The sequence below is a fragment of the Nitrospirota bacterium genome (assembly GCA_016195565.1).
In the GTDB taxonomy this organism is placed as follows: Bacteria; Nitrospirota; Thermodesulfovibrionia; order Thermodesulfovibrionales; family UBA1546; genus UBA1546.
Genome location: JACPZK010000023.1, coordinates 1 through 24,504, shown reverse-complemented (window position 1 = coordinate 24,504; position 24,504 = coordinate 1). Strand labels below are relative to the sequence as shown.

Genomic DNA, 24,504 nt, shown 5'->3' with positions numbered 1-24,504 from the left:
AGTGACAATAACAAACAATGCATGGTGAATATGGTATTATAAATGGGGGATTTGTGAAGAGACTCATAATAATATCTTGTCTTTTTTTAATGCTTATTATTACAGCTATTGCAGCGGCTAATCCCGATAGATTTTCTGTAATCAGGCCTGTGGACTACAGTATGGTAGAAGGAGAACTAAGTCCCATTGTTATAAAATTGAACGGCAATATATATGCAGTCACCATTGCCAGGAATAAAGACGAGGTCTTTAATATACCCGATATCAGGGGAAAAGAATATCTCTGCAAAACAGTGAAGCTGAATTTCGGCCCTAATGAAATAGTTGTGAATGCAGTGGAAAACGGCAGGGTTGTTGAATCCAAAAAAATAATTGTTTTTTACAGGTCAGACATATCCATGGAATTCAGGATCGCTCCTCCGGAATTCCAGAAAAAGCCGTTTCATAAGGAAAATAACGAAAAGGCATGTCTGTCATGCCATGAAATGAAGACATCCGGAAAGGATTTGAAGCCGCAGAAGCCCGGCGATTCTGTCTGTTATCCATGCCATAAGATGATAACAGACTATGGCTATGTCCATGGGCCTGCTGCAAGATGGGATTGTCTGTCCTGCCATGAGCAAAATTCAAAACCAGTGAAATATATTACACGGCAGCCTGAGAAAGAATTATGTTTTGTCTGCCATGAAGAGAAAAAAGAGGAGTGGACACCCAAAAAGTATTGGCACGGGCCAACTGCAACCGGAAACTGCAGCATATGCCACAACCCCCATGCCTCAAACAATATTTCACGGCTCAAAAAACCCTCATGGGATTTGTGTGTTACATGCCATGAAGACAGGGCCTCAGGCAGGCATGTTATTGCTGGATTTGTTTTTGGGTCTACACATCCTACAAAGGGCAGGCCCGATCCACTTCGTCCCGGGAAGGAGCTTTCGTGTGCAAGCTGTCATAATCCCCATGCCTCTAATTCAAGGTCGCTTTTTGCCAACGATGAAATCAGTCCTAACAGCTTGTGCCAGATGTGTCATAAAAAATAGATGAAGCTATTAGGCAGTGTCAGAATTAAGTTGTTGTTCCTCTCCCTTTTATCGGTCTTTGTAGTTACATCACTGATCGTCTGGTCGGACATAGAGGATACAAAGGCAAGGCTGATTGATGCGCAAAAGGAAAAGGCTGTTCTGTTGTCCGAGGTAATCAAACAGAGCATAATGATCCTTATGCTTGAAAACAAATGGAAAGAGCTCCAGAGTCAGATAGAGGATTTTACAAGAAATAATCCTGAATTGAAAGAGGTGAGGATATTCCATCCGGTAAGCGGTCGTATTATTGTTTCAAATGAAAGAGAAGATATGGGAAAGAAGATATATGAAAAAGACTGGGATAGGTTTATAAGGCAGGAAGTGTCTCCCTTTGTAATAAAAAAAGAGGGTGAGATATTTGCCACCAGGGTCATACCCATAGAGAACAGGCCTGAATGCTATAGGTGTCATTCTCCAAAGGAAAAGATACGGGGAGTTCTTGATGTGGAGGTTTCCCTCGCGGTAGCACAGCAGTCTATCAAAGAATTGACATACAGACATTTTGCAGGCCTTGTTATAGGCTTTGTCATGATAAGTTTAATTTTCATGGTTGGCGGAGAAAGGCTTATAAATAGGCCACTAAGGGACCTCATGGGAGTAATGAAAAAGGTGGAGACAGGAGATTTATCAGCGAGAACAAAAGAAGGCGGTAAAGATGAGTTTGGTTATCTCGCGAGTGTTTTTAATAAAATGGTTAAGTCTCTTGAATCGGCAAAAAGGGATTTAGAAGTATGCCATATACAGCAGATGGAAAGGGCTGCAAAACTTGCCTCCCTCGGCGAGGTTATTTCAGGGATTGCCCATGAGATAAAGAACCCTCTGGCAGGGATAAGCTGTGCGGTTCAGGTATTTCATTCCGAGCTTAGCGAGGACGACAGCAGAAAACCTATTATTACCGAGGTTTTAAATCAGGTAAACAGGCTCGACAGGATAGTGAAGGATCTCTTGAGTTATGCAAAGCCAAAGCCTTTGCAGTTTTTGCCTGATAAAATAAGCAATATTTTAGAAAAGGCACTTTTCTTTGTCTATCCAGAAGCCAAAAAGCACAATGTCGTCATAAACAACAATGTCTCGGAAGACATGCCTGATATATTGATGGATCACGATCAGATGCAGCAGGTATTTTTAAATATAGTAATAAATGCCATACAGTCCATGCCAAACGGCGGAGTTCTGACAATCTTCGCCTCAAAGAAGAACCGTCAGGAGGTAGAGAATTCGATAAAGAGACCCATAGAGGGCGAAAAGGTATTAGCAGTTAAGTTGCAGGATACAGGTAAGGGCATATCGTCTGAGGATTTGCAACACATCTTTGAACCGTTCTTCACCAAGAAGACCAAAGGCACTGGTCTTGGATTATCCATAAGCCGGAAGATTGTTCAGGAACACGGCGGCGAGATAACCGTTGAAAGCAAAGTTGGTAAGGGAAGCATATTTACGGTATACTTACCGATAAAAGGTTCATAGCTCATGGTTCAAGGAGATGTCATTGCGAGTGTAGTGAAGCAATCCCGTTATTGAGATTGCTTCGGGCTGGCGCCCTCGCAATGACTGAGCCATCAACGATGAATCATGAACGAAAGAGGAGGTCTTTTGGTTCAGGCTAAGATCCTTGTTGTCGATGATGAAAAGTTTATAACATGGTCCCTTAAGCAACATCTCGAAAAAGAGGGCTATGAGGTTTTTACTGCCGAATCAGGAGAAGACGGACTTGAAGTGTTCAGAACAGAAATCCCTGATATTATTCTCCTCGACATAAATCTGCCAGGCATCAGTGGCCTTGAGACCCTTGAGGCCATAAGAAAGATAAACAAGGAAGTTATCGTGGTTATTATAACTGCGCACGGGGATATAGAGACAGCGGTTTCTGCTATAAAGCTTGGGGCCTACGATTTTGTGGAGAAACCCTTTGATTTGAATAGAATATCTGTCCTCATTAAAAAGGCGCTGGAGACTATAAATCTGAAAAGGGAAGTCATTTATCTCAGGGAAGAGCAGTATGATAAATACAGCTTTAATAATATAATAGGCATTTCAAAAGCTATGAGGGATGTGATCTCCCTTGCAAAGAAGGTTGCAGATATCGATGCCAATATAATCCTAATTCAGGGCGAGAGCGGCACGGGGAAAAATCTTATAGCAAGGGCTATTCACTATCATAGTCCAAAGGCCTCCGAGTTGTTTGTTGAAGTGACATCTACCGCCATACCTGAAATGCTTATAGAAAGCGAATTATTCGGCTACGAAAAAGGGGCATTTACAGATGCAAAGGCCTCCAAAAAAGGGCTCTTTGAGTTTGCCAGCGGAGGCACAATTTATCTTGATGAGATAGGAGATATGAAGCCTGCCTCGCAGGCAAAGCTGCTGAGGGTTATAGAGGATAGGACATTTAAAAGAGTCGGCGGGCTGAAAGATATAAGCGTAAATGTAAGGATTATAGCCGCCACGAACAAAAACCTCGAGAAGGCTGTTAAGGACGGCAGCTTCAGGGCTGACCTTTATTATAGGCTTAAAGTTATTCCCATATTCATACCGCCGCTGCGGGAAAGAAAAGAGGACATCATACCGCTTGCAATGCACTATATGAAACTGTTTAACAAGGAGTTCAAAAAGAATGTAAAAGGCATCTCCCCTGAAGCCGAAAAACTGCTTATTGATTATCCGTGGCACGGCAATACGAGGGAGCTTAAAAATGTTATAGAGCGAATCTGTATTTTAGAAGATACGGATATAATATATCCTGAGAATATACCTTCAGAGATAGTCGACTATGCCGATTCATTTCAGACAGAGCCGGAAGCGCCTGCTGAAGAAGAAAAGACAATGCTTAGAATCCCTCCAGAGGGTCTTTCTCTTAAGAATATGGAAAAGGATTTGGTTATTAAGGCATTGCAGATGGTTAACGGAAATCAGACAAGGGCTGCAAGACTGCTCGGCATATCGAGGGATGCCCTCAGATATAAGATGCAGAAATTCGGACTGCTCTGACTTATTTTTTATGGCATTTGTTGCACAGAACCATGGTCTCAAATCGCAGCATCATATATTCTGCGGAGTGCTGGTCGTGGCATGTTATACATGTGATTTTGCCGTCTTTAGTGAGAGGAAGATTTTGTGGAACCTGATACCTTGGAATTATATCCACCTTGTGCTCTCCTGTTTCTATGCGCTCTCTATGACAGCCGACGCATAACTCGGTGAGCGGTTTTTTTACAGGGCCTCCGTTAGACGATATATGACATGCTGTGCATTCTTTTGTCTGGAGCGCGTATATCTGGTGAGATATCAGTGTTGATGATATAATGATTAAAGCAAAAACAATATATTTCATAAAATAAAACCCTTATATGATATTTGCAAAAATCTTACCACAAAAAAAGAAACAGGTAAAGGAAAGAATTTATTTCCCTCAGTCGTATTTAAGTTGAAAAAGACAAACTGGATACTCCGGTCAAGCCGGAGTATGACAGAATTAGAGGTCATTCTCTGACTTGCAAAATCCGTCATTCCCCGACTTGTTCGGGGAATCCAGAAGGTTTGTCATTTGTATAATTTTCAACTTTTTTACGAAAGAACCGTTATTTTCCTCACTTACTGCGTGATATTACGCAACAAATAAGTTCACAGTTCACCGTTCACGGTTCACAGTTTATAGTAAAAAAAAGTTGAGATAAAAAATAATTAATAATCAAAGGCTTACCGTGAACAGTGAACAGAGAACAGTGAACTTTTCCATCTGGCATAAGGCTTGCTTATTCTATTATCAAGATGTTCGAAATTAATGATAGGGGGTGATGAGATAATGACTGAAAAAGTAATAGGCTTCAAATCCAAACAAAAGGAGGTGAATATAATGAAAAGTAGGATTTTAGTAGTAATGGTAGTAGCAATAGCGCTTTTAAGCGCAGGCGCAGCGCTGGCAGGCATATCAGCCACAAAGCATAATCTATCCAACACCGGTAGTGGCACAGTCAAGGCAAGCGCAGGCCAGCAGAACGACGAAATCTGCGTATACTGTCATACCCCTCACTTTGCTAACACAGGCTTTACAGGCGCCCCGCTATGGAACAAGGCGACTCCAACAGGTTCATACACAATGTATGGAACAACCATAGCAGGTACAACTCCTGATGCAACACCAAATGGTATTACCAAGGCATGTCTGAGCTGCCATGATGGCGTAAACGCTATCAACTCCTTAGTTAACCAGGCTGGTTCAGGTGGAGTTGTTACTGCCGGTACTAACGTAGCATTCGGTGCAACCCCTCTGGGAACAGCGCTCCTAATGACTGGGACATCAACCAATATCGGGCAAACCCTTGCAGATGATCATCCGGTTTCAATCACCTACACTGCTGGAACGGCAAGCCTGAAGGCAACCACGACTGTATTTGGTACTTCGACATTAGCAGCCCTCCTCAGGAACGGCAAGGTAGAATGCTCAAGCTGTCATGATCCCCATGCGAATACTGGAGACACAACCGGGCAGGGAACAACTGCAGGAGCATTATTTTTGAGACTAAGCAATGCATCCAGCGCACTTTGCCTCAGCTGTCACGGCAAATAAGGTAGTATTCAGGTAGTATTCAGTTAAAAAAAGGGGGGAAGAATTCCCCCTTTTTTTGGATTCTTAAGTTTGACATATATATGGCATTGAAGACAGGTAAAGGCAAAGGTTAAGATGAAGAAACAAAAAGCAAACAAAAGAAACTTTATTTTTTGCTATTCCTTTCCCTCTACCTTTACCTTTTCCTTCTTACTGTTTTAAGATGGAAAAGACAACAATATATTTAGACAAAGATATAAAGATGCACTTGCTTGAGATGGCTGCCGACATGAGTAAAAGGCAGGGCAAACGGGCTGCCATGTCTGATATAATACGGGATGCATTAAGGGAATATTTAGAAAAACAGGGGAGGCATCTAAACGATAGGGGCGAAACAGAGGTGGACAATGAGTAAAAGACAGGTAAAGGCAGAAACAGGTAAAGGTATAGGTAAAGGTAAAGAAAACAGCAGTAAAAAACTCTATCTCTACCTCTACCTTTGCCTGTTGTTTTTCCTGTCTTCCTGTGCAGCGCCCACAAAGGAAGTTAAGCTTATCTATCCCTCACCTCCTGAGGAGCCAAAAATAGTTTATCTGAACAGTTATAAAGGGGAAAGCAATTTTAAGAAAAAGGGTTTTCTTGAGTTTGTTCTTGGAGAGGAGCAGTTAATATCTGAACTCCGGAAGCCTTATGGGGTTGCCGCTTATGGAGATAAGATGTATGTTACGGATACCGGGAGCGCTGTTGTATTTGTCTTTGACCTGAAGGAGCGGAAAGTGACCTTTATGGGGGATAAGGATATGGGAAAGCTTGCCCTTCCTATAGGTGTGGCTGTTACTTCCGACGGAATTGTCTTTGTGTCGGATGCAAAACAGAAGAGGGTATTCGGCTATGATGCGAACGGAAATCTGAAAATAGCCCTCGGCAAGAAAGATGAATTTAAAAACCCGGCAGGTATAGCTGTAAACAATGAACTTGGAAGGCTATATATAGTTGACAGTTATGGACATATGGTGCATGTGTATTCAACAAAAGGCGAGCCGTTGTTTGCCTTTGGTAAGAGAGGGGATGGAGACGGTGAATTTAATTTTCCTTCCAATATTGCTGTAGAAAGAAAGACGGACAATGTCTATGTAGTCGATACGCAGAATTTTAGGGTTCAGGTGTTTGATAAAGACGGTAAATTTGTAAAAAGATTCGGCCAAATTGGAGATGCTCCAGGGACATTTACCCGTCCTAAGGGCATCGGAGTTGACAGTGAAGGGCATATTTATATTGCTGATGCTGCATTTGACAACCTTCAGATATTCGATGACAAGGGGCAACTCCTTCTTTTCATAGGAGGACCGGGGCATGAACCAGGACATTTCTGGCTCCCCGCAGGCGTATATGTGGATGAAAAAGACAGGGTATATATTGTGGATTCCTATAACCACAGGGTGCAGATATTCCAGTATCTGAGCGAGAAATGGAAAAAGGAAAATCCCGAGAAATATAAGGAATACCTGCTGAAATGAATTAAAAAATTAAAATTGAAAATGCAAAATCACAACTTAAAATTCAAAAATTACACCGAGAAGACGTCATTGCGAGGGCGGAGCCCGTGGCAATCTCATAGCAAAAGGCGAGATTGCTTCGTTTCACTCGCAATGACAACTCTTGTCGCTGGATTTGGGATTCCATCAATTTTGATTTTTGCATTTTGCATTTTGAATTCAATTGCCTTTGCTGCTGACGATCTAAAAGAAAGCAAGGTTGTGGCATTTGTAAATGGCGCCGGGATTACCCGTGCCGAACTGGACATGGAAATCAACAGGTTGGCGCCTCAAGAGCTTTATCATCGAAGCATATCCCCTGAAAAACAGAAAGAGATGGAAAAAAAGGCCATTGAGAATCTTATAGATGCAGAGCTTTTTTATATTGAGGCAAAGAGACAGGATCTGAAGGTTGATAATTCAGAACTGGAAAAAAGTATAAGCTCTGTCAAGGCATCGTATCCCTCTACTAAGGCATTTAAGGATGCCCTGAAAAAAAGCGGTATGACAATGCCTGTTTTTGAGGAGAAGGTCAGGAAGAACCTTGTGGTTGAAAAGCTCATTGAAAAAGAGGTGAAGGTTTCCCTTACAGATAACGACCTTGAAGAATACTACAAAAAAAATACAGAGAAGTTCAAGGAACCTGAGGCAGTAAGGCTTGGATACGTGTATGTAAAGATAAATCCCTCGGAGCCCGACGGAAGGAAAAAGGCTAAAGAGAGGGCAAAAGAGGCTTATTCAAAGATTAAGTCAGGCTCGGATTTTGCCCAGATAGCACAGACTTATTCTCATGACATGAGCAGGGTAAAGGGAGGCGATGTAGGATTTGTTCACAGGGGAATGATGCCTCAGGATATAGAAAAGGCAGCTTTTTCGTTAAAAGTTGGACAGCTAAGCGAAATTATTGAGACAGACATAGGGTTTCATATCTTGAAAGTCGAAGAAAAAAGGGCGTCAAGACAGGTGTCTTTTAAGGAGGTAAAAGATAAGCTCAAAAAAGAGCTCACAGAGTCCATGCAGAAAAACAGATTAGAAAGTCTTATAAAAAGACTTAGAGAGAATGCAAAGATACAGTACATTCAATGAAACAGGTAGAGGAAGAGGTAAAGGTAAAGAAAGACAGGCAAAGGATTTTTTTGTTTTTTTACTCTACCTCTACCTTTACCTCTTCCTCTACCTGTCTTTAACGTAGGGGGAAAGTTGAGAGGGGTATGGATTTATGCATTAATCACATTTGTTGCCATGATGTTCCCCATGCCGCTGTTTGCCCAGCAGGAAAGGCTTTCAGGACTTTTACAATATACGTACCAGCAGGATGAAAATAAAGACATAGATGCTGAGTCTAAAAAAAGCTCATTTATTCAGGAATATAAATTACGGTATCAGGGAGCTATTTATAGCCCGAGGCTTTTAATGTATAACATTGGTGGTTCATTCAGAGAAGAGGATTCCAAGACCGATGAATCCAGTTCCGGGGAGACAACTGTCAAAGCAAAAAGCCACGATTACAATCTCAAGCTGGACTTTATTCAGGGCACAAAATATCCGTTCACAATATACAAGGAAAAATTTGAACTGCCCACATGGACAATACAGCCTGAACAGAGCTTCCTGACAAGGCAAACCACTGATAGATATGGACTCTTTGGTAATGCCCGCATAGGCGCTGGAACAAATCTAAAATACGATATTCATCAGGACAACACAAAGACTACAAGTGCAACTGATGTAACAGACCAGAGGAACAGGAGTTTATTATTTGGAATAGACAGCAGGAAAGGTGAAACGTATATTGACGCAAGCTATTCATATCAACACAATCTTGAAAAAGAGAGCAATAGGTTTGAGGCTATAAACGATGCAAAGGTCTCCTTCGGCCTGAAGCCCGGCAAAGACACAAGGTTCAACATGGATACGAGTTATAATGACAACAGTTATAACGAATTTACGACCATAGGCTCTAATATGAATTTCAACTATGTGCCATCGTCTGACTTTAATTCTAATCTTAGCTTATATGCAAGCCGAATAAAACAAAAGGAAGAAATCGGTAACTTTGCGACCTTTTTCGGGAATTCGACATATAAAATCAGTCAATTTTTTACAACAAACCAGAACCTTATGCTCTATAAAAGCACAGGCGATTCCGGAAACGACTCGACGGAGGCGCTGACGCTCGGACTTGCCTTTACAAAGCCGCTGCCTGACAGTCTTACATTTTCTGCGGACACATCTGCAAACGGTACGGCACAGCAATCTGAGACATCAGAGAATAGAAATTCTATGTCCTATTCAATCGGCGGAAGGGTTTCCAAATTATTTGACAAAATAAAATCAGAAATCAACGGCGGCGGCTCCTACTATTTATATAACTCATCTCTGGGAGGAAAGACCACGAGATATGTCTATAATGCAGGATTTATAAACCGTTTTATACAGAACCTTACCTTCCAGAGTCTTCTTAATTTCTCTGAGGAAAATACCATTGGTGATGAGACAGATGGGACCTCGACCGTCACAAAGACAAAAAATCTTACATCCGATAATTCTTTAGGATACTTTATGCAGTTAGGCTTTAGAGGCAGCCTTGATGCAAAAGCTGGGATAATATTCGAGAGGGGAACGACTCCGAGGACGTTCAGATACGGCAATTTGACTTTCAGGTATGTGTTGAGAAGGGATTTGTCCTTGAATGCAGGGCTGAATTTTTATAAAGAAAGCATTAACAACACCAGCACAACTTTGGGCTCTTTAGGTGTAGAATACAGATTAAGGAGTATTACGATGAACCTCAAAAATGATTTGTGGCAGGAGAAAGGGCCTCAAGGGGTCAAGACAAGGTCAACTACATTTTTCCAAGTATCAAGACCATTTTAAAGCAGGTATAGGTAAAGGAAAAGGGAATGATAGAGAAGAGTTTTGAGCGTAAATTTATTCTGAGATTCACAGGCATTGTGTTAACAGGCATGGGTGTAATTGCCCTGTTACTTTATATTGCTATCCCGAGTTTAGAAATCAGGCACTATGCTGATGCCATACAGTCATTCATAGAGGCCGATGACGCCCTTTCAGGCGTTATAAGGGCCGCTTTAATAGTGGAGTCTATAGTCATATCCGGCGTGGTCGTCCTGGTTGCAGTGCTTGCCTCACATAAGATAGCCGGTCCGGTTTACAGCCTCCGGAGGGTCCTTAATGAACTTGTGAACACAAGAAAGGTCAGACCCATAACCTTCAGAAGCTATGACCAGCTTCAGGATACTGCCGGCAGTTTTAATACAATGATAAACGGACTGAATGAACATTTTCGCGCCATCAGCGATGCCTATGAGGAATTTGAGGGAGCGAGAAAGGAAATAGATGATACGCCTGAATCTGCAGAAAGGCTCAAGGAAAAGGTGGATAACCTTGGTAAGGCGATTGAAAGATTCAGAGTTTAGGAACTGTGGAGGAAACTCCCTTTCCCTCATGAGCCCCCTGAAGTGGTTTCTTCTATTAACCATTGCGATGATCCCGTTGCTATTAATGGCAAAAAAACCGGCGCATAACTTTGAAGGGAAGTGTTCTCTATGTCATCTCACTTCATCAGATGGCAAGAGGATTTTTGTTAAAGAGATCGACTTTCAATGTAAGGATTGTCATGGGGACCTCGGCCTTTCTCATCCATCAGGCATGAGGCCGTCAATGCCTATACCCGATAAGTTCCCCCTCGATTGGGCAGGCAGGATAACCTGCGCCACGTGCCATGATGTCCATGGCAGTAGTGAACCCTTGCTGAGGGGAGAAAAGATAGGGAGGGTTTTTTGTTATACCTGCCATAAGGGAGCTATGGGAAGGCATAGTGGATCCGACCAGCCTGCGCACTCACGAAGCGCTGTAGATGTAAGAGGGTTTGAGGTAACTAATAAAGGAAATCCCATAGACAGGCTGTCTATGGAATGCCTGAGCTGCCACGATAGCGCCCTCGCAAGGGCATCAGTTGTTAAGATTGGTTCAGGGATATGGAACCACGGCAATGGCGTCTCTCACCCAATTGGTGTAGAATATATGAAGGCTTACAGGGATGGCGGGTTGAAACACCCATCGAGCATAAACCCTTCCATCAGGTTTTTTGATGGAAAAATTGGCTGTGGGTCGTGCCATAACATATATTCAAAGGAAAGGTTTGATCTTGCAATAAGTAACAGGGGCAGCGCCCTCTGTCTGGCGTGTCACAAGAAATAATCAGGTAAAGGTAGAGGAGGTTAAATGGCTGAGAATCTGCAACGCCCTTACAAAAGAAGACATTATTTCATAAACAGAAGACTCCAGGGCAGGTTTACCATCTACTTTCTGATACTCGGTCTGTTTATTACTGTGAGCGCCAGTATGCTTATCTGGCATTTCTCAGCAAAGGAATTCGATAGATTAATCTACAGGTCGCATATTTCACCCATTACCCCTTGGGAAGTAGTTTTTCCTGTAATGATAAAGACAGTGGCTATATCCACAGCAGCGCTCGTTATCGCGGCATATTTATTTGCTCATCTCATATTTAAGAGGATATCCGCAAGGCTTTTGTCTTTTAACGATGCATTAAAAAATATTGGTGAAGGAAATCTCACCCTTACGAACCTCGACAATGGTATAAAGGAGATCAACGAACCATTAAAATTGCTTACCGAGACGATGAAACAGGATATAACTTCATTGCAGGCCGCCCGGAAGGGGATGCAGAACCTTGTTGAGAAAATGGAGAAGACGCAGCAGGAGAAGGTTACACTTTTAAATGATATTGAAGGTATGAGCAAGGTATTTGCTGAAAAACTGTATAACTGTCGTCTCGTTTTGAGAGATTGAATGATAACAAAACTTAGAAAAACCCTTTATCTCCTCATTATCATGGCTGCTTTTATGAGCATCAGCATGGGACCGGGTAAGAATACCGGCGAAGTCCAAAAGGAGCATATTGTCTGGCCTCCGCCGCCTTGGGAGCCGAGGATAGAATTTTTATATTCCATCACAACCCCTGATGATTTTCAGATTAAAAAGGGTTTTTTCCGCCGCGTATGGGAGTTTGTTGCAGGTGAGTCAAGGGAAGGACTTATAAAGCCCTTTGGCATTTTTGCTGACGACAACGGCAGGCTATATGTTACAGATACTGCCGATCAGTCAGTTCATGTCTTTGACCCCAAAGATAGCAAATATTTTGTTATAGAGGGTGTAAGTAAGAAAACCCGTCTTTCTTCCCCTATAGACGTGGCGGTGGATAATGAAGGCAATATCTACATATCAGACTCTGTCATGAGAAGGGTATATGTTTTTAATAAAATGGGAAAGTTTCTGAGAGAAATAGGCTCTGACAATGTTATGCAAAGGCCTACCGGAATCGCTATAGACAATATGTCAGGCGCCCTCTACGTGGTTGATACCCTTGCAAGCAAAATTTTTGTTTATAGTCTGGACGGCAAATATATAAAAACAATCGGAGGGTACGGCGGCGGCAACGGCGAGTTTAACCGTCCGACCTTTATTGCTCTTGGAAGAGATGGAAATTTATACATTACCGATACAATGAATATAAGAGTTCAAATAATTGATAAACAGGGGAAATTTGTTGGCAAGTTCGGCAGAAGGGGAAATGCTGCAGGAGATTTGGCCAATCCGAGGGGTATTGCCCTCGACAGCGAAGGCCATATATACATAACCGATACGCTTTTTGAGGCGGTTACTATATTTGATAAGTCAGGGCAGCCGCTGCTTGTGTTCGGCAGACAGGGGACGAAGCATGGAGAGTTTGCGCTTCCGGGAGGCATAAGCATTTCAAATGATGATAAAATATATGTAGCGGATTCTTATAATATGAGGGTGCAGGTGTTCAGGTATATTAAAAGTTCACAGTCAACGGTTCACGGTTCACAGCAATTAAATAATCGTAAACAGTGAACGGTGAACTTAAAATTATGGCACTAAATTTGCTTGATAATATAACGGATATAGACACGAGTGATGTAGTGATTAAAACGATTAAAGAGGGGAGTATATGAAACGCCTTATTCAGAAACAGGCAAATATCTTCTTAATTTTATTGGTTTTCCTTGCCTTCACCTTAACCTTTGCCTATTTTTCTTATGCTGGGATTTCAAACACAGTTCACAATATGTCGACATCGGCGCCTCCTACTGCTACCATAAAAGCCCAGGTAACCCAACCAGCCCCTATACCAGCGGGCTCTGAGACAGAGATATGCGTGTTTTGCCACATACCCCATAATGCCCAAGCAGGCAGGCCATTGTGGAATCATGATATGCCGACTACCGGCTATACCATGTATAACAGTGACTATCTGACAAGGGCAGGTTATACAGTCCCATCAGGGCTTGGCGCTGCTACTGGAGAGCCGGGAATGCTTTCAAGGCAATGTCTGAGCTGCCATGACGGCACGGTTGCTGTCGGAGCGATTTATTTGGTAAGAGGAACAATCCTTGGAAACAATGTAATTGCCATGTCAGGCGTTACCGCAGATAAGATGCCCACAACTGCGGCCGGCTATATAGGCACAGACCTCACAAAACACCATCCTGTTGGCATCGAGTATAACTCGGCAATAACAATTTCCTTCGGTTCAGGCTCAAGGAGCATAGAACTTATATCGAATCCGACATCTACGGCTATGAAACTCTATAGTATAAGCGCCAAGAACTATGTTGAGTGTTCATCTTGTCATGATCCCCATATAGATACTGGATACAGTAAGCAGAAATTTTTAAGAGATACCACTGGAGGCACCCTTGCAGCCAAGATAAGCAATACATGCAGCGCCTGCCATTCAAAGACAGGCTGGACTGGAAGTATCCACCAGACCGCCGCAAATGCTTATTCAGATGCAACTGTTAATACCACATTTGATGCAGGCACCATATCATCCCTTGTCTGTATGAACTGCCACAGGCCGCACAAAGGCCTCGGCGCGCCTTATCTATTAAGGCAGGCTGAAGAGACCACATGTTTTCAGGGAGCATCCGGCTTGACTACTGAGACAGCATGTCACGGCTCAAGCGCTTCAGCAACAACAAACAGGATACAGACAGTTATAACACGGACATACAAGCATCCGACAACAACAATCTCAGGGGTTCATACGAACCTTGATGTTCTCTATCCTACGGCTGCCGGCAAGGGTCTTCAGTGGTCGGACTCAAGACATGCTGAGTGCGTTGACTGTCATAATCCGCACAAGGCAAAGAATACACCTGCCCGTGTGGGGACAGCCGCATGGTATCCAACTACTGTTGATAATAAATCCAACCAGACAGCAAAATCAGGAGCCCTTACCGGCGTAACAGGCGTTGAACCTACATGGCCGGCAATATGGACAGTGCCTACAACCTTTACTACGCAGGAGTCCTCAACATACGAATACCAGATATGCTTTAAGTGCCATTCATACTGGGCATTGAGGGACGGTGATGGGATTACAACATACACAACTGCATCAGGCGTGACAGTAACGGATCAGGCAATGGAATTCAATCCGAACAACAAGTCAGCCCATCCTGTTGTGGTTACATTAAATAACCAGACAGGCTCTTATGCGCCGAAGCCATTGACAACAGCACAGATGTCTTCGCCGTGGGCAACAAATGTAGGAAATCAGACTATGTACTGCTCTGACTGCCACGGCACTGATAATGAGGCATCAGGAGACCCTAAAGGTCCCCATGGGTCAAGTTATAAATATATGCTCAAGGGGACTGGTAAGTACTGGCCTACAAAGTCTGACGGCTCAACTCTATGGACACTAAATACAACTGATACGAGTAATACAGCCCTTTTCTGCAAGAACTGTCATCCGATATACGATGGAAGCTGGAAAAATAGCGCCCATTCTGGAATGTCTACAAGGGGGGCATACTGTGTTAATTGCCATATGGCAGTGCCGCATGGCTCAAAGAGATCAAGGCTCATCGGATATAATACAGACCTTTCGCCATACAATTATAATGGCAATAGTCTTAAGGTTACAGGGTTTAAAAAAACGAGCGGTACCTATGCTCAAAGCAACTGCTCTACAAATTGCGGCGGTCATGGTGGTATTTCTGGCGCCGACCCATAAAAGAGTATCCGCTGTTTTACAGCATAAATTTTTGGTTTCAAACATGCTTGTTCAAAATAGTATATAAGGCGTTGATTGTATTTACTTCGGGTTAACCCCATAATTTTGTTACTACAGACCGAAAGCTTTACGAAAAGACGAAAGAAATGAAAGAAGTAAAATTATTAAATGATGTGCATTTTTTTACAACCATAACCAGACCAAAATTTGTTATTACCCTGATAATCCTGATCCTGATCGCTACTTTCATAGGTGTTCTTGTGCCCCAGGTCAGCTATAAAAGCCCTTCTTATTTCGAGACATGGAAGTTGACATCGCCTAAGACATTTTACATCGTGAATTTCCTTCAGCTTAACAGGGTCTATGCATCCGCATGGTTTCTGTTGCTTGTTTTTATTATTATGTTATCGCTGGGGTATTCAATCTATTTGCAGGTTAAGAGGAATCTGAAAAGAAAAGACTTTATTGCACCGGACAATGTTAATTGGGATGCTGTAGAGGCAGGAGCAGTAGTTACGGGGGAAAGCCTTATAAAATTCATGAAGAAAAAGAGGTATGCACTGAAGAATAGGAGTGAGGGCTTACTGGCATTTTCAAAACATTCTATCAACAGATGGGGAGGCGTGATATTCCACTCTGGATTGTTCTTGATAATTATTGCGGCGCTCATCGGTCTTGCCTTTCAGAAAAGGGGGTTTGTTCAGGTTATGGAGGGTGAGGTTTTCTCGGGAAGCGATTCAGATTTTCTTGTTAAATATATGGGGCTTTTTTCAAAGAGGTTTGACACCGGTTTTAAAATCCATCTTTCCGGATTTCAGCATACTTACTGGGATACGGGCGATATTAAATCACTGGAAAGCTCTGTTGCTGTCACTAAAGGGGATACTACTGCAGACTATAATATCTCTGTAAACAGTCCCCTTAATATCAATGGTGTTAAGATATATCAATCTTCAAATTATGGCTATGTCCTGTCGTTTTTACTTAAAAGCTCAACAGGCAAACAGGTTGTAACACATTTTCTTCTGGATAGGCCTGACAGAATCGGAAGACCGGCCATTGGCAGGTCTGATTTTGCAACTACAGATTATATATTTGATATGAAATTTTATCCTGATATTACAAAACCATCTTTCTATCCGTCAAAACCAATTCTTTACCTTAGAGTTATTGAAAGAGAGACGCCCGTGTTTGAAGGACTCTTAATGCCGGGGCAGGCTATAAAAGTCAAAAACGATATCTTACTGTTTGCAGCAATCAGAAGTTGGAGCGGCCTGATATTTGCCAAAAACATCGGAACAAATATAGCCTATGCAGGATTTGTAATTGCTATTACTGGTATGATAATAAATTATCTGCTTCCATATAAAGAGATACAATTGGGAATCCGTGGGGATTCAGTAATATCTATAAGTGGTTCAACAAAGAGATACCATGCAATGTTTGAAGAAGAGTTGAGTAATATAAAAGCAGAATTAGGAGTGAGTGGAGATGGATGATTTATTGATGTTGAAATATGAAGTTGTCCTGCATTGGATAGCTGTGGGATTTTATATACTTTCAACTATCTTCTTTGCTTACAGTGTCTCTTTCCGGAAGGAAAAGACTATTAAGCCTGCAATGTTTTTTACATTCCTTGGACTCTTATTCCATTCCGCTGCCCTCGGTTTAAGATGGTGGGCAACGGGGCATGGGCCTTACCTTATGAAATACGAAATACTTTCCTCCAATGCATGGGTGGTTATTGTTATGTTTCTGATTGCTGCTTTGAGATACACGAAAATGAGACCGGCAGGTGTTGTTGTTGTGCCGCTGAGCTTTCTGATGATGACAATCGGTCTGTTTATGAATCCTGAAATAAAAGGTTTGCCTCCATCCCTTAAAGGTATATGGCTTGTCATCCATGTAACATTCAATCATCTCTCGGTGGGCGCTTTGATTATTGCACTCGGGGCATCGGTGCTATACCTTTTAAAAGAGAAAAAGGGTGAAACTGAATTCTTCAAAAAATTTCCATCTATCAATGTGCTTGATGCTTACAGTTATAAGTTTGTCGGTTTTGGTTTTATATTTTGGAGTATTACCATTGTTGCAGGGGCAATATGGGCAAATCAGGCATGGGGAAGATACTGGGGATGGGACACTGTAGAGATATGGTCCCTGATAACATGGCTGCTATATGGGCTTTATCTGCATTCGAGACTATTTTTTAACTGGAAGGGCAGAAAAGCCGCATGGATGCTCGTGTTCTGTTTTGTGCTGTCAATATTTAGTATCTATCTTGTGCCATTTACTGTGGAATCGCTGCATTCAGCATATTTCTGATAAAGACAGGTAAAAGAAAAATGGAAGAGAAAAATAAATGTAAAAAATTTCATAAAAAAATCATTCGTTTCTTAACCATAACCTTAGCCTTAACCTGTCTTTTTTCCTGCTCTCAAATAGAAACGGCAAAGGACAAAACTTTAATAAAAGATACGGTCATAAGTTACAACAATATGCTTATTGAGGCTGCAAAGACCGGCGATACGGAGCCAATGAAGGACATATTAGTTCAGAAGGAGAGAGAAAAACTTAATCATTGGATTGCTTCGTGGCATGACTCTAATGTGTATATGAACGGCAGGCTTGAAAATATTAAATTCAAAAATATTACCATATCTGGAAACAGTGCAAATGTCATAACTTTAGAGGATTGGATATACGAGTACAAGAATCTTGAGACCAAACAATCAGTTCTGCCTGCTTCAGGCATATATTACGAGATGGAATATATTTTGCTTAAAAAAGACAATAAATGGCTCATTAATGAGATAAAAGTAAAAACAGAGAAAAAGAAGGAAGAAAAGGGCAATAAATGAAAAAGGTAATGCTTATCACACCGCCGTATCACTCAGGCGTGGTTGAGTCAGCAGGCACATGGCTTAACCTGGGGTTTGTTTATCTTGCGGGAAGTCTCAGGAACGCCGGTTATGATGTGGAGCTATACGATGCCATGTCTTATTTCCATACTTATGACGAAATTATTAAAAAAATACAAACCAGTAAGCCCGATGTGGTTGCAACAACAGCAATTACAGCCTCTATAAATGACTGCATTGAAGTATGCAGATTATCAAAAAAGATTAATCCCGAGATAGTCACTATTGTTGGCAACGTCCATCCCACATTCATGTGGGAAGAAATCCTCAGGAATAATCATAACTATGTGGATTACATCGTAAAAGGCGAGGGCGAACTGACGCTTCCCGAACTCCTTGACTGCCATTTTGCAAGAGGTGATGTTTCAAAGGTAAAAGGCATAGCATATTGGGCTGACGGCAGGGCTGTTGCAACTCCTCAGAGGGAATATATACAAGATCTTGATGTTCTGCCCACAGCCTGGGATTTAATTGACTGGAAGATTTATTCATACAGACCAAAAGAAAACTCCATACTCGGCATTGTCAGCTCGTCAAGGGGATGCAACCAGCAGTGCAGTTTCTGCTCACAGCAGCTTTTCTGGAGCCGCACCTGGAGGGCACGGTCTCCTGAGAATTTTGTTTTAGAAATTGAATATCTCCATAAAACATACGGTGTTAATGTGTTTATGATTCCTGATGAGACTCCGACCTTTGACAGAATAAGATGGGAAAGGATACTTTATCTCCTTATAGAAAGGCGAATGGATATAGAGCTTCTCATGGAGACAAGGGTTGAGGACATTATAAGGGATCAGGATATCCTGTGGAAATATAAAGAGGCAGGCATTGCCCATATATATGCAGGCGTTGAATCCACCAGTCAGGAAACGCTGGACAGGTTTAAAAAGGACATAAAAGTGGAGGAATCTAAATTAGCAATTGACCTGATAAACCAACATGATATTATCTCCGAGACATCCTTTGTCCTCGGAATGCCGGAAGAAACAAAGGAATCCATTAATGCCACGGTTGAACTTTCAAAACATTATAATCCCGACATGGCTTTTTTCCTCGCCATTGCGCCGTGGCCTTATGCAGATATATATAAGGAACTGGAACCTTATGTAGTAACAAAAGACTACAGCAAGTATAATCTCATAGAACCTGTCGTAAAACCTACAAATATGACCATTGATGAATTAAGGGATGAGCTCAATAAGGCCACGAGAATTTTTTATATGGACAAGTTTTCAAAACTAAAAAGCATGACTGTATTCAAAAGAGACTACATGACAGCTGTCATGAAGCTTCTGATGGAGCATTCCTGTATCGGCTCGCAGATTAAGTCCATACACGCCTCCATGCCAGAGGAAATGAAACGTTTTATTACAGATTTTGCAGAAAACTTCTCGCCCATTCCGTAAAATTTTCTGCGCATTTGCACACACTTTGCGTAAAATCCCACGATAAAAGACAGGAAAAGGTAAAGGTAAATAAAATAAGGGTATTAAATTTTTGTTTACCGCAACTGTCATGAGATTGCTTCGGCTCATTTCATGTGCCTCGCAATGACAGGTGAGGAATCTATCTTTTCCTCGCAATGACATTAAAACCCCCTTTAGTTATTGAGCTGCCTTGTCTTTATTCTGGAATGTTTTTTGCTAATTGTTACACAAAGGCTGGTGCAATCTATGAAAATTAATGCAAAACTAATTTTTTTAATAATTTTCCTAATGCCCATGATAGCTGTACTGGCATATGGCGCAAGCATCGTGGGTTCAAAGCACGATATTAGCACTGCTGGAGAAGAAATATGCGTATTCTGCCACACGCCTCATTTTTCAAATACAGCTTTAAAACCTCTATGGAACAGGCAGACTACAACAAACACCTTTACACCTTATTCAAGCCCCACGATGAACACCACATGCCCTGCTACTCCTAATCCTCGTTCCCTTGTATGTTTTAGCTGCCATGACGGCGTAAATGCAAATAATAAAATGCATGATTTAATTAATGGCCCGGGTGCGGGCAGTATACCTGATACAACATCAAACCCCAATTGTGATAGATGTCATTGGACTACGGATAATAATTTGCGTCTTTTCGGGGATAACCCAACACAACCTTTAAACCTTAATGCGCATCATCCTATCTCCAATACATATCCTACAACTATACAGGATCCTGCTTTTAACACACCACCTGACACACAGAAGGGATGGAGTGATGTGAAGTTAGATAGTGGCAGGGTTGAATGCGTTTCCTGTCATGACCCCCATGACCCGAGCAGAGGGGCTTTTCTCAGGAAATCTAACTCAGGGAGTGCATTGTGTTATACATGCCATATAAAATAAGAACAGACATGCCAGTTATGTAAATTTTTGCTTAATTTAGCGCACCTCGTGAGTGAAATCCCACAATGAAGACAGGTAAGGGTAGTATTTTACCTGTCTTTTAGTGGGAATAGTTTTTGCATATCTGATAGTTAGAATTTTATAGTTCTCCCGATAAAGCCAAACCTTTCGTGAGAATGGGGCGGAAAGCAACGGGTCTTCAAAAAGAGAAGACGGCCGGGTTACCGAAGGAGGAAACTTCAGAAGGAGAGTGTAAAATGCAGAGGAAATTGAGAATGACAGTTTTGATTCTTGTTGTTCTGATATTATTCATGATCACAGTGTGGGCATACGGTGCGACCATTGTAGGTTCAAAACACGACCTTAAACACGCATACGACGTTGGCAGCGGCCTTATGAAGCAGACTCTTAATAATTACGGCGAAGTTTGTGTTTATTGCCATACTCCTCATGCGGCAAATACTAATAGCATGTACAGCGGAGCTCCACTGTGGAACAGGTCTGCATATACTGCAACTTATACCGTATACGGTAGCCCTACAATGCAGACTTCACCATCAAATCCTCCAAGCGGCGTTTCCCGTGCCTGTCTAAGCTGCCATGATGGAGTGCTTGCTGCTGACGCTATTATTAACGCCCCTGGTGCAGGCTATAACACAGGAGGCCCATGGTATGGACAGAATGCTGCATCCTTTCATTATCAAATGAAGGAAGGTGCTAATAATTGTGGAGAGTGTCACACCGGCGGCGCTTCTCATGATTCACGTGCTACCTATTTAGGGACAGACTTATCAAAGGACCATCCAATCTCAATGACTTATCCTTCATCATCACAATTCAACGTCGCCTCAACTGTTGAAGGTGGCGGCTTAAAATTCTATAGTGGCAAAGTAGAGTGTCCTTCCTGCCACAATGTCCACGATCCTGGTGTCTCTCCATTTTTGAGAAAGTCTAATTCAGGAAGCGCTCTATGTCTTACCTGTCATATAAAGTGAAGGGCGGCGCAATGAGAATATTGGTTGTGGATGACGAAGAACTTATCTGCTGGTCATTGAAGAGGGCATTCGAAAAACATGCCGGGCATTCTGTGTGCTGTGTTTATACCGGTAATGACGCCCTTCAGAAGATTATGGAAAACCAGTATGATGTGGTTATTACTGATCTAAAACTACCCGATATAAGCGGCGCTGAACTCGTGAGAAAGATTAAGGAATTGGGAATAGTTACCCCTGTAATAGTTATCTCATCATATCTCTCTGAAGGTATTCTGAATGATGTTATGGAGCAGGGTGTTTTGAGATGCATAAACAAACCTTTCCAGATAGAGAATATCCTCAATGATTTAGAGCATATTTCCCTTGCGGTAAACAGAGGTGGATGAGACAGCGCAGAGGAAGCGCTTCATGCGGCGGATGAGGCAAAAAGGACAGGCAGAAACAGAGCGGTTTCTGCATGAAAAACAAAACTGTTTTAACTTTTTTCCAGAATCTGAGTCTTGATAAAAAATTTGCCGCTGCCCTCACAAGCCTGTTTTCATAGTCCCAGTAGTATCTGGTTATCTCTCCTGTAGCCTTTTTTGTCTTTGTAATGAGGTTTCCGTTGTTGTCATAGGCGTAGGTATATATTGCATTCTCAAGAAGTCTGTTGGATGCATCTGCTGTTGTGTTGGCTCTATTGCCGACAGGGTCATAGGCGTAATTAATACTTCCCCATGGGCTAGTAGCTTCAGTTAGTCTTTTCAGATATTCATAGAGGGCTAAAAATAGAATAATCCTCCGAATCAGCAGATAGCGGAGTATTAGATATTTACTCTGTGTTGACAGATTTCTCATATTTCTCTTTTAAATAGAACCGTCCCCTTTTCTTCCTTGTCTTTTCAGCATAGGTAAGCCTTGTGCAATCATCGCACAAGGCAGCAACATAGAGTTCTTTGATTTTAAAAGAGCATCTTATATCCTTTGGAATCTTGGTCATATCTATATGGGCAAGCTCTCCAGGCGACTGTTTTTCGTAACGCTTTATTATTTGCTTCTGCGCCTCATTCAGAGGATAACGCGCCTTTATTCTGTCCATTGTCGCAGGAGAAGGCGTTTTATCCAGATAGTAAGGCTTAAAAAGAAGAACAAGTTCATATCTGTTTGAGCCGAATCTCCTGTAAGCTTTGATTATGTTTCGCTCTACTTCTTTAGGTGTCCTCCTTGAACCGGGACGCACTCCTCTTTTGTTTGGCAAGAGAGCTTCATCTAATTTATTGCCTTGAATCCATTTGCGGTAATAGCGACCAAGTGCCTTCCTCGATATGTGGTGTGCATCGCATAGGTTTTTTACAAATTTAAAGGGGCGAGGATTAACTTTAGCTTTGGTTCGCTCATACTCCTTAAGGATTGGAATCCAGCGCTTTACTATAACCTGACTTGAATATTGCATTAGGGCCTCCTTTAGTTTTTTATCGTACCAAAAGAGTTACCTATTTAGTGAGCATTAACATGTGTCCCTATTTATGCCTACTATTTATGCCTAGTTTTTCAGCAGGGAAAAGCAACGAATATTTTCTTATTATCAAAATACTCAGAAGAAGAGTAAGACTTGCAACTATAGGCATAATAAGAACACTTACTTGAAGGCTTAAATCGGGGGCGTCGACAAGGCGCCGGTAATGAAAGGTTAATAATAAATAAATGCAGACAAACCCCACCCCATAAAGCATTGCCCTGTCCCTGAATAATCTAACCAGTAGTAATCCACATAAGACTGAACCGGGCAATGACGAGGTGAAAGCAACAACAATATTTAAGCTTACAAAGAAAATAAAATGCTGGAACTCTGTTCTTGGATTTATCCATGTTAGGAGATGCTGGATAAGACGACTTAAATTCCGAGACCATAGCAATTTATTTGAGAAGTCATAACAAATATAAAATAAGAAGCTGCCAAGCATCCCTGATAGAATCAATAGAATCCATAAGAATAATCGTTTTATTATAGAGTAAATATATTCCAATCAATCCTCCCTTATTAAAACAATAAAACCGTCCAAGGGAAAAACCAACTTCCTAATTTCAAAGAATCAGCATGTGACCATTCTTTAATACTTTATTAACTCACCAGTATCATAATATCTCACACACCTGCAAACTGTGTCAGGTGAATGTAAAACGGCATCGCTGTAAGCATACGATATTTTTCCGCATTTATCCTTACACTCCCACGCAGCGCACACGTGTTTTGTCCCGTATACCTGTCCTGGTTCAGCACCCATATTGAAACCGGGAAGATTGCCTATGCCGTCGATTATACCCTTTCCCTTTCCACCGGAGCCTTTCAATCCTTCAGGATCAACCCAATTTACAGGATCGTTCCAAACCCTAACATAAAAGTTCACATCCCCGCCAGCAAGTCCGATGGGGTCTTGAGAGATGTATCTTTGCAGTTCAAGACTGTCATATCTGTTTCTCTCAAATAAAAGACCTGTTCCATCATTCTCTCTTCCAGCAAATTGGAAAGGATTATCTGATGCTTCGCCTGAAACAGTGACATTGCCAAATGGATCATAAGAATATGTTGTCTTGATTGTGCCGCTCTCATCAGTCAAAGCAATCACACTACCAAGAGCATCTTGTTGATAATACCTGACTGTTCCATCAGATTTGATTCTTACCAAAGGTTCATCTATGTTCAAGGTGCGGATGTAATTCACTGTAACCGTTCCACTCTCAATTTCCTGCACTATATCTAATCCGTCATACAAATAATTTATCGTCCTTCCATTAACAGTCTTCTCTATTCTTCTGCCAAGAGCATCATATTTGAAACTTGCGGATAAAGGCGAACAATCAGAGTTAAATCCACTTGTAGGGTTTGACGAAATTAGGAACAACTGGTAAGTTAGTCCTCCGGAAGGAGGAAGCAGATGGCAAGAAAGAAATGGAGCGCAGAAGAGAAGCAGAAAATGGTATTGGCAGGCTTGAGGAATGAGGCGTCAGTAGCAG

General features: G+C 41.9%; 24 protein-coding genes and 1 riboswitch. Of the genes, 20 read left to right on the top strand and 4 right to left on the bottom strand.

Annotated elements, in window-relative coordinates; all coding sequences use genetic code 11:
• The first annotated feature begins 53 nt into the window (after positions 1 to 53).
• The 3 genes from HY035_08070 to HY035_08060 all read left to right on the top strand — a co-directional run bounded on the left by HY035_08070 (position 54) and on the right by HY035_08060 (position 4,070).
• Positions 54 to 1,040 carry a hypothetical protein gene (locus tag HY035_08070; GenBank protein MBI3378338.1) on the top strand — a complete coding sequence of 329 codons (987 nt, stop codon included), beginning with the start codon at positions 54 to 56 and terminating at the stop codon, positions 1,038 to 1,040.
• The gene (locus tag HY035_08065) at positions 1,041 to 2,549 is read left to right on the top strand and encodes a HAMP domain-containing protein (GenBank protein ID MBI3378337.1); all 1,509 of its coding nucleotides are present in this window, start codon (positions 1,041 to 1,043) and stop codon (positions 2,547 to 2,549) included.
• Positions 2,550 to 2,675: 126 nt separating this feature from the next.
• A complete protein-coding gene (locus HY035_08060) occupies positions 2,676 to 4,070 on the top strand; it encodes a sigma-54-dependent Fis family transcriptional regulator (GenBank protein MBI3378336.1) in 1,395 nt (464 codons plus the stop codon).
• Between the two features lies 1 nt (position 4,071).
• Here HY035_08060 and HY035_08055 read toward each other — a convergent pair whose 3' ends face one another.
• Entirely contained in the window at positions 4,072 to 4,413 is a 342-nt protein-coding gene (locus HY035_08055) for a cytochrome c3 family protein (GenBank protein MBI3378335.1), read from the bottom strand.
• A gap of 522 nt (positions 4,414 to 4,935) precedes the next feature.
• Here HY035_08055 and HY035_08050 point away from each other — a divergent pair.
• From HY035_08050 to HY035_07970, 17 genes are all read left to right on the top strand, one after another.
• A complete protein-coding gene (locus HY035_08050) occupies positions 4,936 to 5,649 on the top strand; it encodes a cytochrome C (GenBank protein ID MBI3378334.1) in 714 nt (237 codons plus the stop codon).
• Positions 5,650 to 5,851: 202 nt separating this feature from the next.
• Positions 5,852 to 6,043: a hypothetical protein gene (locus HY035_08045; GenBank protein MBI3378333.1), complete on the top strand. Its 192-nt coding sequence runs from the start codon at positions 5,852 to 5,854 to the stop codon at positions 6,041 to 6,043.
• Complete coding sequence (locus HY035_08040; GenBank protein MBI3378332.1) at positions 6,036 to 7,145, top strand: 6-bladed beta-propeller; 1,110 nt, start codon at positions 6,036 to 6,038, stop codon at positions 7,143 to 7,145. Before HY035_08045 ends, HY035_08040 begins: the two co-directional genes overlap by 8 nt.
• A gap of 192 nt (positions 7,146 to 7,337) precedes the next feature.
• Positions 7,338 to 8,249 carry a peptidylprolyl isomerase gene (locus HY035_08035; GenBank protein ID MBI3378331.1) on the top strand — a complete coding sequence of 304 codons (912 nt, stop codon included), beginning with the start codon at positions 7,338 to 7,340 and terminating at the stop codon, positions 8,247 to 8,249.
• A 114-nt stretch (positions 8,250 to 8,363) separates the two neighbouring features.
• Positions 8,364 to 10,040 carry a hypothetical protein gene (locus tag HY035_08030; protein MBI3378330.1) on the top strand — a complete coding sequence of 559 codons (1,677 nt, stop codon included), beginning with the start codon at positions 8,364 to 8,366 and terminating at the stop codon, positions 10,038 to 10,040.
• 26 nt (positions 10,041 to 10,066) lie between these two features.
• Positions 10,067 to 10,600, top strand: coding sequence for a methyl-accepting chemotaxis protein (locus HY035_08025; GenBank protein ID MBI3378329.1), 534 nt, complete (start codon positions 10,067 to 10,069; stop codon positions 10,598 to 10,600).
• 85 nt (positions 10,601 to 10,685) lie between these two features.
• Positions 10,686 to 11,384 carry a cytochrome c3 family protein gene (locus HY035_08020; protein MBI3378328.1) on the top strand — a complete coding sequence of 233 codons (699 nt, stop codon included), beginning with the start codon at positions 10,686 to 10,688 and terminating at the stop codon, positions 11,382 to 11,384.
• Between the two features lie 24 nt (positions 11,385 to 11,408).
• Positions 11,409 to 11,999, top strand: a complete 591-nt coding sequence (locus tag HY035_08015; GenBank protein ID MBI3378327.1) for a hypothetical protein — start codon at positions 11,409 to 11,411, stop codon at positions 11,997 to 11,999.
• The gene (locus HY035_08010; protein MBI3378326.1) at positions 12,000 to 13,085 is read left to right on the top strand and encodes an SMP-30/gluconolactonase/LRE family protein; all 1,086 of its coding nucleotides are present in this window, start codon (positions 12,000 to 12,002) and stop codon (positions 13,083 to 13,085) included.
• 97 nt (positions 13,086 to 13,182) lie between these two features.
• Positions 13,183 to 15,255 carry a cytochrome C gene (locus HY035_08005; protein ID MBI3378325.1) on the top strand — a complete coding sequence of 691 codons (2,073 nt, stop codon included), beginning with the start codon at positions 13,183 to 13,185 and terminating at the stop codon, positions 15,253 to 15,255.
• Between the two features lie 146 nt (positions 15,256 to 15,401).
• A complete protein-coding gene (locus tag HY035_08000; GenBank protein MBI3378324.1) occupies positions 15,402 to 16,754 on the top strand; it encodes a cytochrome c biogenesis protein ResB in 1,353 nt (450 codons plus the stop codon).
• Positions 16,747 to 17,580, top strand: coding sequence for a cytochrome c biogenesis protein CcsA (ccsA, locus tag HY035_07995; protein ID MBI3378323.1), 834 nt, complete (start codon positions 16,747 to 16,749; stop codon positions 17,578 to 17,580). The genes HY035_08000 and ccsA overlap by 8 nt, the downstream gene beginning before the upstream one ends.
• A 20-nt stretch (positions 17,581 to 17,600) precedes the next feature.
• Positions 17,601 to 18,116 carry a hypothetical protein gene (locus HY035_07990; protein ID MBI3378322.1) on the top strand — a complete coding sequence of 172 codons (516 nt, stop codon included), beginning with the start codon at positions 17,601 to 17,603 and terminating at the stop codon, positions 18,114 to 18,116.
• Entirely contained in the window at positions 18,113 to 19,582 is a 1,470-nt protein-coding gene (locus tag HY035_07985) for a cobalamin B12-binding domain-containing protein (GenBank protein MBI3378321.1), read from the top strand. Before HY035_07990 ends, HY035_07985 begins: the two co-directional genes overlap by 4 nt.
• Positions 19,583 to 19,849: 267 nt before the next feature.
• Positions 19,850 to 20,515, top strand: a complete 666-nt coding sequence (locus HY035_07980) for a cytochrome c3 family protein (GenBank protein ID MBI3378320.1) — start codon at positions 19,850 to 19,852, stop codon at positions 20,513 to 20,515.
• Positions 20,516 to 20,663: 148 nt separating this feature from the next.
• Positions 20,664 to 20,744: riboswitch (cyclic di-GMP riboswitch) on the top strand.
• Positions 20,745 to 20,772: 28 nt separating this feature from the next.
• Positions 20,773 to 21,510, top strand: a complete 738-nt coding sequence (locus HY035_07975; GenBank protein MBI3378319.1) for a hypothetical protein — start codon at positions 20,773 to 20,775, stop codon at positions 21,508 to 21,510.
• A complete protein-coding gene (locus HY035_07970; protein ID MBI3378318.1) occupies positions 21,486 to 21,896 on the top strand; it encodes a response regulator in 411 nt (136 codons plus the stop codon). The genes HY035_07975 and HY035_07970 overlap by 25 nt, the downstream gene beginning before the upstream one ends.
• Here the strand turns inward: HY035_07970 and HY035_07965 are convergent.
• From HY035_07965 to HY035_07955, 3 genes are all read right to left on the bottom strand, one after another.
• Entirely contained in the window at positions 21,850 to 22,347 is a 498-nt protein-coding gene (locus tag HY035_07965) for an RHS repeat protein (GenBank protein ID MBI3378317.1), read from the bottom strand. The genes HY035_07970 and HY035_07965 overlap by 47 nt on opposite strands.
• Positions 22,322 to 22,747: a hypothetical protein gene (locus HY035_07960; GenBank protein ID MBI3378316.1), complete on the bottom strand. Its 426-nt coding sequence runs from the start codon at positions 22,745 to 22,747 to the stop codon at positions 22,322 to 22,324. The genes HY035_07965 and HY035_07960 overlap by 26 nt, the downstream gene beginning before the upstream one ends.
• An 853-nt stretch (positions 22,748 to 23,600) precedes the next feature.
• Positions 23,601 to 24,392 carry a hypothetical protein gene (locus HY035_07955; protein ID MBI3378315.1) on the bottom strand — a complete coding sequence of 264 codons (792 nt, stop codon included), beginning with the start codon at positions 24,390 to 24,392 and terminating at the stop codon, positions 23,601 to 23,603.
• Positions 24,393 to 24,504: the final 112 nt, after the last annotated feature.

Bases quoted from the DNA above. Each gene is read 5' to 3' on its own strand.
- HY035_08065 (MBI3378337.1), top strand. From the start codon at position 1,041: ATGAAGCTATTAGGCAGTGTCAGAATTAAGTTGTTGTTCCTCTCCCTT.
- HY035_08055 (MBI3378335.1), bottom strand. From the start codon at position 4,413: ATGAAATATATTGTTTTTGCTTTAATCATTATATCATCAACACTGATA.
- HY035_08050 (MBI3378334.1), top strand. From the start codon at position 4,936: ATGAAAAGTAGGATTTTAGTAGTAATGGTAGTAGCAATAGCGCTTTTA.
- HY035_08045 (MBI3378333.1), top strand. From the start codon at position 5,852: ATGGAAAAGACAACAATATATTTAGACAAAGATATAAAGATGCACTTG.
- HY035_08040 (MBI3378332.1), top strand. From the start codon at position 6,036: ATGAGTAAAAGACAGGTAAAGGCAGAAACAGGTAAAGGTATAGGTAAA.
- HY035_08025 (MBI3378329.1), top strand. From the start codon at position 10,067: ATGATAGAGAAGAGTTTTGAGCGTAAATTTATTCTGAGATTCACAGGC.
- HY035_08020 (MBI3378328.1), top strand. From the start codon at position 10,686: ATGGCAAAAAAACCGGCGCATAACTTTGAAGGGAAGTGTTCTCTATGT.
- HY035_08015 (MBI3378327.1), top strand. From the start codon at position 11,409: ATGGCTGAGAATCTGCAACGCCCTTACAAAAGAAGACATTATTTCATA.
- HY035_08010 (MBI3378326.1), top strand. From the start codon at position 12,000: ATGATAACAAAACTTAGAAAAACCCTTTATCTCCTCATTATCATGGCT.
- HY035_08005 (MBI3378325.1), top strand. From the start codon at position 13,183: ATGAAACGCCTTATTCAGAAACAGGCAAATATCTTCTTAATTTTATTG.
- HY035_08000 (MBI3378324.1), top strand. From the start codon at position 15,402: ATGAAAGAAGTAAAATTATTAAATGATGTGCATTTTTTTACAACCATA.
- ccsA (MBI3378323.1), top strand. From the start codon at position 16,747: ATGGATGATTTATTGATGTTGAAATATGAAGTTGTCCTGCATTGGATA.
- HY035_07990 (MBI3378322.1), top strand. From the start codon at position 17,601: ATGGAAGAGAAAAATAAATGTAAAAAATTTCATAAAAAAATCATTCGT.
- HY035_07985 (MBI3378321.1), top strand. From the start codon at position 18,113: ATGAAAAAGGTAATGCTTATCACACCGCCGTATCACTCAGGCGTGGTT.
- HY035_07980 (MBI3378320.1), top strand. From the start codon at position 19,850: ATGAAAATTAATGCAAAACTAATTTTTTTAATAATTTTCCTAATGCCC.
- HY035_07975 (MBI3378319.1), top strand. From the start codon at position 20,773: ATGCAGAGGAAATTGAGAATGACAGTTTTGATTCTTGTTGTTCTGATA.
- HY035_07970 (MBI3378318.1), top strand. From the start codon at position 21,486: ATGTCTTACCTGTCATATAAAGTGAAGGGCGGCGCAATGAGAATATTG.
- HY035_07965 (MBI3378317.1), bottom strand. From the start codon at position 22,347: ATGAGAAATCTGTCAACACAGAGTAAATATCTAATACTCCGCTATCTG.